Source organism: Microbacterium rhizomatis, assembly GCF_008710745.1.
In the GTDB taxonomy this organism is placed as follows: Bacteria; Actinomycetota; Actinomycetes; order Actinomycetales; family Microbacteriaceae; genus Microbacterium; species Microbacterium rhizomatis.
Genome location: NZ_VYSA01000001.1, coordinates 1,514,448 through 1,526,315, shown reverse-complemented (window position 1 = coordinate 1,526,315; position 11,868 = coordinate 1,514,448). Strand labels below are relative to the sequence as shown.

Here is an 11,868-nt window from a genome sequence, read left to right as displayed (position 1 = left end):
CCCGTCGCCGGCGGTCGTAAGGTGAAGTCATGCCATTGACCGGAGAGTACAAACCGAGCACCGCCGAATGGGCCCGCGTGCAGGCCGAGAAGTTCGAGGCGTCGGGCGGCACCGAGGCGAACGAGCTGCGCGGCAAGCCGATCATCGTCCTCACGACCGTCGGCGCGAAGACCGGCGCGCTGCGCAAGACCGCGCTCATGCGAGTCGAGCACGACGGTCGCTACGCCGTCGTCGCGTCGAAGGGCGGCGCCCCCGACGAGCCGCGCTGGGGCGCCAACATGCGCAAGAATCCGCACGTCGAGCTGCAGGACGGCGCCGTCACGCGTGACTACCTCGCCCGCGAGGTCTCGGGTGATGAGCGCGCCGAGTGGTGGGGTTACGCGGTCGAGGCGTGGCCGGCCTACGCCGACTACCAGACGAAGACCGATCGGCAGATCGCCGTATTCGTCCTCGAGCCCATCGCCGACTGACCGCCGCCGGACGTCATCCGAAGGGGGTTCCGGACGACCCGGGACGTCACTGTGTCATTGGACTCCCGCACCGATTCTCAGCATCAAATAGGCCAGCCCGGTGATGAGAATTGATACTCCCATTCCTATGCCGAGCACTCGCCAGGGGCTTCGCCTCCATGCAAGCGCCCGGGCGAGAGAGAGCAGAGCTGTCACGGCCCACACTGCTATGAGCGCGGGCTGAATTCCGTTGACGGCGAGGTCGGTCATGGTCGCGTTGCAGGTCCGTTCCGCTCCGCATCCTGCCACCATGAGCCCATTTACCTGAACAAAGGTCCACGCGGCTACGGATCCGAGCAGATGAACGATGATTCCCGGCAGCGCTTCGAGTGCGTACCCGGAGCGCCGCCGAGAAGTATCAATAGGCTTCGTAACCACTAATATCTCCTCATCGCTGCTCCCGAAGGATATGCGTCATCTGAGCGATCTCGTCGGCATATTCGCTGGCATTGCGGGGCGTTATCAGTGCTACATTCGGCAGTTCCCCGGACCCTGGAGCCGGGAGCGAGTACGCAGATGGTTCCACAGTCGCCCCGTCGCGGGGTGTGCCTCGGGTCATTACTCTCAGCCTTTCCCCGAGGCTGTATCCGCCCATGACTGCTTCGTTGTTCGCATATCGATTGTGGGCAACGTTATCCAGCGCTCGCCCTGACTGGCAGTACCCGTCTTCGGCGTAGCAGTTATCCTCGATGAATCCCGCCCCAAAGGTTGCATTGATACTCGCGGTCACTGCCTCGTTGGAAGCCGCCGACGACATCGCTGCGAAGATTCCCTGGCCGTAGTTTGTGCCACTGCTCCACGATCTCCCGGGTGCGTAAAACATGGGACTTCCGTACAATTGAACGCTGCGAACCATCACGCGAGACTTCTCAGTGAGATACTCGTCGGCATTCGTCAGTAGGTTGATGATCACGGCCGCACCAAGAGAGTGTCCGGTAAGGAGAATAGCCGGGCCGTATGCGCAGGTATTTGCATACCAGTTGATTTCGTCCGCCAGGTGCTGCGCACCATCCCACACTTGTATGGGCGAAACTATTGAGGCGTCATAATTCAGACTTATTTCATAAGTGGGCCAACTCCAGTTTCTATTGTACGAACTGACAACCGACTGGGGAACATCGCCGTACCCGCCCGAAGTCCAACCGTGTCCCCCAGCTGATGTGCCGGTTCCTGATGGTGCCGTGAATCCGCGCACACCGATGAGAACGGAGAAATCACACGGATTGGCATTAACGTACGCAACTTCCGCGTCGGCAGGCGCAGGCGCGAAGACGGCACCGCCCGCCAAGGAGAGAGTCGCAACCGTGGTGGCAACTGCTCTATGGAGTTTCGATCTCATCTTCATCTCGGACCCTACTTCCTCGCGCCGAATCGTCTATTACGTGCACACTGTCGTGGCCGAGATATACCAGAAACCACAATGCGCATCTGACTATAACTTAAGTTCTGAACACACTGGTCCGACGTGAGCGAGGTCTCGGGTGATGAGCGCGCCGAGTGGTGGGGTTACGCGGTCGAGGCGTGGCCGGCCTACGCCGACTACCAGACGAAGACCGATCGGCAGATCGCCGTCTTCGTCCTCGAGCCCATCGCCGACTGACCGCGAAAGACGGGATGCCGCAGCATCCCGTCTCAGGTCAGCAGCGACTCGATCGGGCCACGGGCGAAGAACACGACGAACCCGGCCGCGACGATCCACAGGAGCGGGCTGATCTCACGCCCGCGGCCGGACAGCGACCGGATCACGACCCACGAGATGAAGCCGGCGCCGATGCCGTTCGCGATCGAGTAGGTCAGCGGCATGACGGTGACCGTCAGGAACACCGGGATCAGCGCCGAGAGCTCGGTCAGGTCGATGTGGCGGATCTGCGCCATCATGAGCGCGCCGACCATCACCAGCGCCGCTGAAGCGATCTCGGTCGGGACGATCGTGGTCAGAGGCGTGAAGAACATCGCCAGCACGAACAGCAGCCCTGTGACGATGTTCGCGACGCCCGTGCGTGCGCCCTCGCCGATTCCCGACCCCGACTCGATGAACACCGTGTTGGACGACGACGAGGTGTAGCCGCCGACCACCGCGCCCACGCCCTCGACGATGAGCGCCGAGCGCAGGCGGGGGAAGTCGCCCTTCTCGTTCGCGAGGCCGGCTTCGCGCGAGAGCCCCGTCATGGTGCCCATCGCGTCGAAGAAGTTCGTGAACACGAGGGTGAAGACGAGCATCGTCGCGGCGAGGATGCCGATCCGCTCGAAGCCGCCGAAGCTGACCTGCCCGATGAGACTCAGATCGGGGAGGCTGAACGGATTCCCGGGGATGGTCGGGACCGTCAGCGACCAGCCGTTCGGGTTGATCGCGCCGTCGGTTCCCACGCGAGGCCCCAGGTGCCAGATCGCTTCGACGATGACGGCGGCTACGGTTCCCGAGATCAGGCCGATCAGCATCGCTCCACGCACTTTCCGTGCCATGAGCACGGCGGTGAGCAGCAGGGTGAGCACGAACAGGAGCGTCGGCACCGTCGCCACCGAGCCCGCCTCGCCGAGTCCGACCGGGGGCGAGCTCGATCCGGTCGATGTGACGAAGCCGCTGTCGACGAACCCGATGAAGGCGATGAACAGGCCGATGCCGACAGTGATGGCCGTCTTGAGGGCGAGCGGAACGGCGTCGAAGATCATGCGCCGCAGACCCGTCGCGGCGAGGATCACGATGATCGCACCGTTGATGAGCACGAGGCCCATCGCCTCGGGCCACGTCACTTGCCCCACGACGCTGACGGCGAGGAACGAGTTGATCCCGAGGCCGGCGGCGAAGGCGAACGGCAGCCTCGTTACCAGGCCGAACACGATCGTCATGACGCCGGCGGTCAAGGCGGTGACGGCCGCGACGGCGCCGAAGGGCAGCCGGTCTCCGGCGACATCCGTCCCGCTCGAGAGGATGATCGGGTTCAGGATGACGATGTAGGCCATCGTGACGAAAGTGACCACGCCGCCGCGGATCTCGGTGCCGAGGGTCGAGCCCCGGCCGGTGATGTCGAAGAATCGGTCGAACCCGTTGCGGGGGCCGGGCGCGGAGCGCTGACCGGTTGTTGTCTCTGTGCTCATGGATGACCTCCGGGGGCTCGTGGATGATATCCGCGTACGACGTTAGTGCCCGCGCTCACCGCAACCTCGCAGGATCGCGAGCCGCGGCGAGCGGGCGTGGGGGCCGGGATCCGCGCCGGTCGCTGGGTAGGGTCGTGGAGGCATGAATCGGGTTCTCGTCGCTTTCCTCGCGGCCTTCGACGCCGCGCTCGCGGTCGCCGTCGGCCTCGTCGTGGTGCTTGCGCCGCTGACGGTGCTGTGGGTGCTCGGCCTGGGTCAGGGCGCGGATTGGACGGCGCTCTGGCCGGCGAGCGCGACCATCTGGCAGCTCGGCAACCTCGTCCCGGTCCTGATCACGCTGCCGCCCGAGTACCTCGCCGCGACGGGGATCGATGCGAGCACAGCATCCTTCTGGCTCTCTCTGGCGCCGCTCGGGTTCGCCGCGTTCACCGCGATCTTCGCCGCGCGCTCCGGCGCGCGGGCCTCACGTGCCGAGGGGTGGCTGACCGGAGTGGTGGCCGGCGGCCTCGTGTTCGGCGCGCTCGCGACCCTCGTCGCCGTCACCGCACGCTCGGGGATCGCCGCGATCCACCTGTGGCAGGCCGTCCTCTTCCCGACGCTCGTGTTCGTCGTCCCGGCTCTCATCGGCGCACTCGTCGTGGAGTGGCGCGAGGCGAGCGCAGGCCCGGTGGCGCGTCTGCGTGACCGGCTCGAGTGGCGCACGGACGGATGGAGCGAGGCGGTCGGACTCGCCGTGCGGGGCACAGCGGCCGTACTCGTCGGGCTCGTCGGAGCCGGCGCGGTCGTCGTCGCCGTGGCGCTGCTCCTCCGTGGCGGCGAGGTGATCGCGCTCTTCGAATCCGGCAACATGGATCTGCTCGGGGCGACGATGACGACCCTCGGCCAGCTCGCGTACCTGCCGACGCTCGTGGTGTGGGGCATGGCGTTCGTCGCCGGCCCCGGGTTCTCGCTGGGTGCGGGCACCTCGGTGTCGCCGGCCGGCACGCAGCTGGGGGTCGTCCCCGGCATCCCGGTGCTCGGTGCGATGCCCGAAACCGTCTCGTCCTGGCTCCTTCTTCTGGCTTTGATCCCCGTCGCGCTGGGCGCATTCGCAGGGTGGATCGTGCGGTCGCGCCTGGTCGGCGCGGGCGAGCGGGGCGCCGCGGGCCACGGCGTGGCGGAGCACGCCGAGCCGGTCCTCGTGCGATTCGTGCTCACGGTGGTGATCGCCACCGCGTCGGCTGCCGGCGCCGCCCTGCTCGCCGTGCTCGCCTCGGGGTCGCTGGGCCCCGGCCGGCTCGCCGACGTCGGCCCGCAGCCCGGCCCGGTCGCGCTGGCGGTCGGGCTGGAGGTGCTCCTCGGTGCCGGCATCCTGCTCCTCTCTCCGCGCCCGCATCGTCCCGACGGCCGGCAGGCCAAGGCCGACCGGCAGGCCAAGGCCGACCGGTCGGCGTCCGAGCTCGATGCGAGCCCCACCCCGGACATCTCGGAGGATGCCCGGTCCCGCGTCGACGAGAACGGCGACACAACGCCACTCGAGCCCCTGCCGTCCTTCGAGATGTCCGGTGACGCCGCGACACCACCGACCGAGCGCGGGCCTGCCGGCCCGCCGCCCCGTCGTCCGGCCGGTCTGCCGCCGATAGACTGACCGCGTGCTCACGGTCGCGGTCCTCATCTCCGGAGCAGGCTCCAATCTGCGTGCCCTCCTGGACGCCGCAGCCGACGCCGATTACCCCGCCCGGGTCGTCGTGGTCGGTGCCGATCGGGAGGCGGACGGCTTCGCGCATGCGGAGGCCTACGGCATCCCCACGTTCCTGGTTCCCTGGCGCGAGTTCGACTCCCGCGAGGACTGGGGTCGCGAGCTCTCCGCGCAGCTCGACGTGTGGCAGCCCGACCTGGTGGTGCTGAGCGGGCTCATGCGCCTGCTGCCGCACGGCGTCGTCGAGGCCTGGTCGCCGCGGATCATCAACACGCACCCGGCGTACCTGCCCGAGTTCCCCGGCGCGCACGGCGTGCGAGACGCGCTCGCCGCTGGCGCGACGCAGACGGGTGCGAGCATCATCGTGGTCGACGACGGGATCGATGACGGCCCCATCCTCGCCCAGGAGCGCGTGCCGGTGCTTCCGGGCGACGACGAGCACTCCCTGCACGAACGCATCAAACCCGTCGAGCGCCGACTTCTGATCGACGTCGTCCGGCGCATCGCGACCGGTGAGCTCGACCTCGCCGCGGCGACAACGACACTCTGACCCGAACCCCGAGGAGCCACCCCATGGCCGGACCGAGCCACGATCCCTCCCTGTACCGCCACCGCGACCGTGTGCCGGTACGCCGCGCGCTGATCTCGGTCAGCGACAAGACCGACCTCCTTCGGCTGGGCGAGGCGCTCGCCGCAGCGGGCGTCGAGATCGTCTCGACGGGCGGATCCGCGGGGATGCTGCGCGACGCCGGTTTCGCCGTGACCGACGTGTCGTCGGTCACGGGCTTCCCCGAGTCGCTCGACGGCCGGGTCAAGACGCTTCATCCGGGCGTGCATGCCGGTCTCCTCGCCGACCTGCGGCTCGAGGACCACGTGCGCCAGCTGGCGGAGCTCGACATCGAGCCCTTCGAGCTCGTCGTCGTCAACCTGTACCCGTTCGTCGAGACGGTGGCATCGGGTGCCGAAGGCGATGACGTCGTCGAGCAGATCGACATCGGCGGCCCCGCCATGGTGCGGGCATCCGCGAAGAACTATGCCAACGTGGCGATCGTCGTCTCGCCCGAGTCGTACCCCGGCATCATCGAGGCGCTCGGCGCCGGCGGAACCACCCTCGAGCAGCGCCGGCAGCTCGCGGCCCGGGCGTTCGCCCACACGTGCGAGTACGACCGCGCCGTCGCGACCTGGTTCACCGAGGGGACGCTGACCTCGGACGCCGACCTGCCCCAGCACCTCACGATCAAGGCGGAACGGCTGACGACGCTCCGGTACGGCGAGAACTCGCACCAGCGCGCGGCGATCTACACGCGGCTCGGCGGCCACGGCATCGCCCAGGCGACGCAGCTGCAGGGCAAGGAGATGTCGTACAACAATTACGTCGATGCGGATGCGGCGCTGCGCGCAGCGTTCGACATGGTCAAGCCGGCCGTGGCGATCATCAAGCACGCCAACCCGTGCGGCATCGCGGTCGCAGCCCCGAACGCGCTCGATCCCATCGCGAGCGCGCACCTGCGCGCACACGAGTGCGATCCCGTCTCGGCGTTCGGCGGCGTGATCGCCGCGAACCGTACCGTCACGTTGAAGATGGCCGAGAACCTGCGTGACATCTTCACCGAGGTGATCGTGGCGCCCGGCTTCGAGCCCGAGGCGCTGGAGGTCTTCGCCCTCAAGAAGAACCTGCGCATCCTGCAGCTTCCCGCCGACTGGCGTCAGGAGCGCATGGACGTGCGCCTCGTCTCGGGCGGCCTGCTGCTGCAGGACGCCGACCGCTTCCCGGACGACATCGAGTCGGTGGCCAAGGACTGGCAGCTCGTGTCAGGAGAGCGTCCTGCGGACGACGAGATGACCAACCTCATCTTCGCCTGGAAGGCCTGCCGGGCCGTCAAGTCGAACGCGATCGTGCTGGCGAAGGCCTCGGCGACGGTGGGAATCGGGATGGGGCAGGTCAATCGCGTGGACTCGTGCCGGCTCGCGGTCGAGCGCGCCGGGGATCGCGCTGCGGGTTCGACCGCAGCATCCGATGCCTTCTTCCCCTTCGCGGACGGCCCGCAGGTGCTGCTGGACGCGGGCATCTCGACGATCATCCAGCCCGGCGGGTCGGTGCGTGACGACGAGGTGATCGCCGCCGCGCGCCAGGCGGGCGTGACGATGTTCTTCACCGGAGAGCGACACTTCTTCCACTGATTCCGCGCTGATCTCCCTCTTCAGTCCGCGAGACCGGATACGCGCCACGAGACACGGGCAAAAGCCCACGGTTTCGCGGCGCCTATCCGGTCTCGCGCAATTCGGGGTGGGGGATGCGGCGGGTCGCGCGCGAAATACGCCGCTGGGGCGCGGGTGTCAAGGGGGTGGTCAACGACCTTCTGAACCGGTTTAGTAGCCACGTGCCCGCGACGCGTGGGCCACCACGAAGGAGTGACGATGGCCGACGAGCGACGACCCACGATCGCGGACGTCGCGCGCAGCGCCGGCGTCAGCAAGGGCCTCGTCTCGTTCGCCCTCAACGATCGGGCCGGTGTCTCGCCCGAGACCCGCGAGCGCATCCTCGCCGTCGCGCGCGACCTCGGCTGGACACCGAGCCTTCGAGCGAGATCCCTCAGCGTCGGTCGCGCATTCGCGGGCGGACTCGTCATCGGCCGCAGCCCCGACGTCATCGCCGCCGATCCCTTCTTCCCCTCGTTCATCGCCGGCATCGAAGACGAGTTCTCGGTGTCCGGCCAGGTGCTCGTCATCGCCGTCGCCACTCCGGGACGTCACGAGGCCGAGACCTACCGTGGTCTGGCAAGCGACCGGCGGGTGGACGGCGTGATCCTCACCGACCTCCGCGTCGACGACGATCGCATCGACCTGGTCGCGGGCCTCGGGCTGGCCGCCGTCACGCTCGGCGTTCCGGAATCCGCCAGCCCGTTCTCGTCGGTCTCCACCGATGACGGTGCCGGAATCCGGCTGGCCGTGGAGCACCTCGCCCAGCTGGGGCACAGAGACATCGCGCACGTCGCCGGCCCCGGATCGATGCTGCACGCCGATCGGCGCCGCCGCGCGTTCGACGATGCGGCCCGCCATGCCGGGGTGACCTCGCGCGTCGTCGAGACCGACTTCAGCGCGATCGAGGGTGCTCGTGCGACGGAAGAGCTCCTGGATGCCGCGATCCGGCCCACGGCGATCGTCTACTCGAACGACCACATGGCCATCGCCGGCATCGGCGTCGCCCAGCGTCGCGGACTCATCGTGCCGCGCGACCTCTCGGTCACCGGCTTCGACGACATCGAGATCGGCAAGCACGTCCACCCGACTCTCACGAGCGTGGCCACCGACGCGCGCGGGTGGGGCCGCATGGCCGCACGCGCTCTGCTCGCGGCGGTCGGCGGAGCCGCCCCCGAACACGTGAGCCTTCCGGATCCTCGTTTGATCGTGCGCGCATCCACCGGCGCACCCCCTCGCACCACTGCGGCTGCGGCCGCTCGACACCAAGGAGATTGACATGCGACGACGCATCATGGTCACAGCCGCGGCAGCGGTCGGGATCCTCGCCCTCAGCGCCTGCAGCGGGGCAGGCGGAGGCGGCGCAGGCATGGACAGCCGCGGCCCCATCACGATCTGGTATTCCAACAACGCCAGCGAGATCTCGTGGGGCAAGCAGATGGTGGATGCCTGGAATGCCGAGCACGCCGATCAGCAGATCACCGCTCAGGAGATCCCCGCCGGCAAGTCCAGCGAAGAGGTCATCGGCGCCTCGATCACCGCGGGCAACGCACCGTGCCTCGTCTTCAACACCTCGCCCGCCGCGGTCCCGGGGTTCGAGAAGCAGGGCGGACTCGTGAACCTGTCGTCCTTCTCCGACGGTGAGGCGTACATCACCGAGCGCAGCGGGGCGCTCGCAGATCAGTACCGTTCGAGTGACGGCGGCTTCTACCAGCTGCCGTGGAAGTCCAACCCGGTCATGATCTTCTACAACAAGGACCTCTTCGCCAAGGCGGGCCTCGACCCCGAGAACCCGAAGCTCTCGACGTATGCCGACTTCCTGCAGACGGCTCGCACGCTCAAGGATGCGGGAGTGTCGAAGTACGCGATCAATCCGGCGCCGACGAGCGAGTTCTTCCAGTCGTGGTTCGACTTCTACCCGCTCTATGCCGCGCAGAGCGGCGGCGCGCAGCTGGTCGAGGACGGAAAGGCGACGTTCAATGACGCCGCGGGAACTGCGGTCACCGACTTCTGGCACACGATCTACGCCGACCAGCTCGCCGGCAACGAGCAGTATCAGGGTGACGCCTTCGCCGACGGCTACGCGGCCATGGCGATCGTCGGCCCGTGGGCCGTCTCGGTCTACAAAGACAAGGTGAACTGGGGGTCGGTGCCGGTCCCGACCGAGAAAGGCACCCCGGCATCCTCGACGTACACCTTCAGCGACGCCAAGAACGTGGGACTGTTCAGCGCCTGCAAGAACAAGGCGACCGCGTGGGATGTCCTCAAGTTCGCCACCAGCCAGGAGCAGGACGGCAAGTGGCTCGAGGCGACGGGTCAGATGCCGCTTCGGCAGAACCTGACGACAGCCTTCCCGGACTACTTCGCGGCCAACCCCGCCTACCAGCAGTTCGGTGACCAGGCTGCGCGCACTGTCGAGGTTCCCAACGTCGCGAACTCGGTGGAGATCTGGCAGAAGTTCCGCGACGGGTACTCCAAGGCCGTGATCTTCGGTCAAGGCGACACCGCCGGCTTCCTCTCGACCGCGCAGCAGGACATCGACAAGCTCGCGGCGGGCCAGTGACATGAGCGCGACTCTCGAGGGTACCGCTGGGCTGACCGGGGGAGACCCCGGCCGGCCCAGCGGGAGGGGTGATTCCCACGCCGAGGGCGACTCGCGGAAGAGGCGCCGGCGCCTCCTCGGCGCCCAGCCGCTGGGCATCCTCTTCTCGGCGCCCTACATCGTCTTCATCGGGGTGGTCTTCGCCTACCCGATCGTCTTCGCGATCTGGATGTCGTTCCAGGACTACTTCTTCGCTGCTCCCGGCGCGAGCGTCGATCGCCCCTTCGTGGGATTCGACAACTACGTCGCGGTCCTCACCGATCCGGCGGTGCTCCGGTCGTTCCTGAACGTCGGGATCTTCCTGATCATCAACGTGCCCCTGACCGTCGGGCTCTCGATCGTGCTGGCGACGGCGCTCGACCGCGTCGTGCATGCGCGCACGTTCTTCCGTGTGAGCTATTACGTGCCCTACGTGACGGCATCGGTCGCCGTGGTCGCGGTCTGGCTGTTCCTGTTCTCGAGCCAGGGCCTGGTCAACAACATCCTCGGCCCGCTCGCACCGAATCCGTCGTGGCTCGTGAACTCGTTCCTCGCCATGCCGACGATCGCACTCTTCGTCACGTGGAAGGGTCTCGGGTTCTACATCCTGCTCTACCTCGCGGCGCTGCAGAACGTTCCCCGCGAGCTGTACGAATCCGTGTCGATGGACGGCGGCGGCCGCGTCCGCCAGTTCTTCTCCGTGACGGTTCCCGGCGTCCGGCCGGCGACCGTGCTGGTCGTGCTCCTGGCGACCATCACCGGAGCCAACCTGTTCACCGAGCCGTACCTGCTCACCGGCGGTGGCGGACCGGACGGCGCCTCAGCGTCGCCCGTGCTGCTGATCTATCAGAAGGGCATCCAGCAGCAGAACCCGGACCAGGCGGCCGCGATCGGAGTCATCCTCATGGTCGTCGTCCTGTTCATCGCGTGGCTCCAGCGGCGTTTCGTCGGAGGTGAGGAGCGATGAGGCGCGCACTCGGCAGCAAGATCGCCCTCTACATCGTGCTCGCTCTCGGTGCCGTGGCGTTCCTCTTCCCCTTCTATTACATGCTGGTCGGATCGTTCCAGTCGAACGTCGACCCGACCGTGGCCGGGGCGTTCCCCAACCCGGCGAACCTGACGACCGCGAACTACACCGCGATCAACGAGCGCGTCAATCTCCTCCAGGGGCTGGCCAACTCCGGCATCTTCGCCGGCGGAGTCGTCCTCGGCACCGTCGTGTTCGGTGTCCTGGCCGGGTACTCCCTCGCCGTGCTGCAGTGGCGCGGTCGTCAGGCGACGTTCGCGCTGGCACTGTTCGTGCAGGTCGTGCCTTTTCAGCTGCTGATGATCCCGCTCTACGTCATGATCGCTCGTGACTACGGCTTGTCGGACAGCTATCTCGGCATGATCCTGCCGTTCTTCATCAACTCGACGGCCGTGCTGATCTTCCGTCAGTACTTCCTGCAGTTGCCTCGTGAGCTGTTCGATGCTGCGCGGATCGATGGCGCCAAAGAGTTCCGTCTGCTGTGGAGCGTCGCACTGCCCCTGGTGCGTCCGGCGATTCTCACCGCCGTGCTGCTGACATTCATCGGGCCGTGGAACGAGTTCCTGTGGCCGTTCCTGATCACGAAGAACGCCGCGCTGCAGCCGCTGGCCGTCTCGCTCGCGAACTTCATCTCGAACGTCGCGGCCTCCACCGCCAACCCCTTCGGGGCGATGATGGCCGGCGCCGCCGTGCTGGCCGCCCCGGTCGTGGTGCTGTTCATCATCTTCCAGCGCTACTTCACCACGAATGACATCGGATCCGGAGTGAAAGGATGAGC

General features: G+C 67.3%; 12 protein-coding genes. 9 read left to right on the top strand and 3 right to left on the bottom strand.

Going from position 1 to position 11,868, the window contains the following annotated elements; all coding sequences use genetic code 11:
• Nucleotides 1–29 precede the first annotated feature (29 nt).
• Nucleotides 30–470 (top strand): nitroreductase family deazaflavin-dependent oxidoreductase, encoded by a 441-nt coding sequence (locus F6B43_RS07185; protein ID WP_150448127.1) that lies wholly within the window; start codon nt 30–32, stop codon nt 468–470.
• Between the two features lie 54 nt (nt 471–524).
• Here F6B43_RS07185 and F6B43_RS07180 read toward each other — a convergent pair whose 3' ends face one another.
• Together F6B43_RS07180 and F6B43_RS20105 are read right to left on the bottom strand one after the other, a co-directional pair.
• Nucleotides 525–887, bottom strand: coding sequence for a hypothetical protein (locus F6B43_RS07180; protein ID WP_150448126.1), 363 nt, complete (start codon nt 885–887; stop codon nt 525–527).
• A gap of 10 nt (nt 888–897) precedes the next feature.
• Nucleotides 898–1,848, bottom strand: coding sequence for a cutinase family protein (locus F6B43_RS20105; protein ID WP_425486821.1), 951 nt, complete (start codon nt 1,846–1,848; stop codon nt 898–900).
• A gap of 126 nt (nt 1,849–1,974) precedes the next feature.
• Between F6B43_RS20105 and F6B43_RS07170 the strand changes: the two genes are divergently transcribed.
• The gene (locus F6B43_RS07170; RefSeq protein WP_211368044.1) at nt 1,975–2,109 is read left to right on the top strand and encodes a nitroreductase/quinone reductase family protein; all 135 of its coding nucleotides are present in this window, start codon (nt 1,975–1,977) and stop codon (nt 2,107–2,109) included.
• 32 nt (nt 2,110–2,141) lie between these two features.
• Here F6B43_RS07170 and F6B43_RS07165 read toward each other — a convergent pair whose 3' ends face one another.
• Entirely contained in the window at nt 2,142–3,605 is a 1,464-nt protein-coding gene (locus tag F6B43_RS07165; protein WP_150448124.1) for an NCS2 family permease, read from the bottom strand.
• Nucleotides 3,606–3,747: 142 nt separating this feature from the next.
• Here F6B43_RS07165 and F6B43_RS07160 point away from each other — a divergent pair, with 142 nt between their 5' ends.
• From F6B43_RS07160 to F6B43_RS07130, 7 genes are all read left to right on the top strand, one after another.
• Nucleotides 3,748–5,232 (top strand): cell division protein PerM, encoded by a 1,485-nt coding sequence (locus tag F6B43_RS07160; RefSeq protein ID WP_211368042.1) that lies wholly within the window; start codon nt 3,748–3,750, stop codon nt 5,230–5,232.
• 4 nt (nt 5,233–5,236) lie between these two features.
• Nucleotides 5,237–5,833, top strand: coding sequence for a phosphoribosylglycinamide formyltransferase (gene purN, locus F6B43_RS07155; RefSeq protein ID WP_150448123.1), 597 nt, complete (start codon nt 5,237–5,239; stop codon nt 5,831–5,833).
• Between the two features lie 23 nt (nt 5,834–5,856).
• Nucleotides 5,857–7,464: a bifunctional phosphoribosylaminoimidazolecarboxamide formyltransferase/IMP cyclohydrolase gene (gene purH / locus F6B43_RS07150; RefSeq protein ID WP_150448122.1), complete on the top strand. Its 1,608-nt coding sequence runs from the start codon at nt 5,857–5,859 to the stop codon at nt 7,462–7,464.
• A gap of 237 nt (nt 7,465–7,701) precedes the next feature.
• The gene (locus tag F6B43_RS07145; protein ID WP_150448121.1) at nt 7,702–8,760 is read left to right on the top strand and encodes a LacI family DNA-binding transcriptional regulator; all 1,059 of its coding nucleotides are present in this window, start codon (nt 7,702–7,704) and stop codon (nt 8,758–8,760) included.
• A 1-nt stretch (nt 8,761) separates the two neighbouring features.
• Nucleotides 8,762–10,045, top strand: coding sequence for an ABC transporter substrate-binding protein (locus F6B43_RS07140; protein ID WP_150448120.1), 1,284 nt, complete (start codon nt 8,762–8,764; stop codon nt 10,043–10,045).
• Between the two features lies 1 nt (nt 10,046).
• On the top strand, nt 10,047–11,030 hold the full coding sequence (locus F6B43_RS07135) for a carbohydrate ABC transporter permease (protein ID WP_150448119.1): 984 nt from the start codon (nt 10,047–10,049) through the stop codon (nt 11,028–11,030).
• On the top strand, nt 11,027–11,866 hold the full coding sequence (locus F6B43_RS07130; protein WP_150448118.1) for a carbohydrate ABC transporter permease: 840 nt from the start codon (nt 11,027–11,029) through the stop codon (nt 11,864–11,866). The genes F6B43_RS07135 and F6B43_RS07130 overlap by 4 nt, the downstream gene beginning before the upstream one ends.
• Nucleotides 11,867–11,868 lie beyond the last annotated feature (2 nt).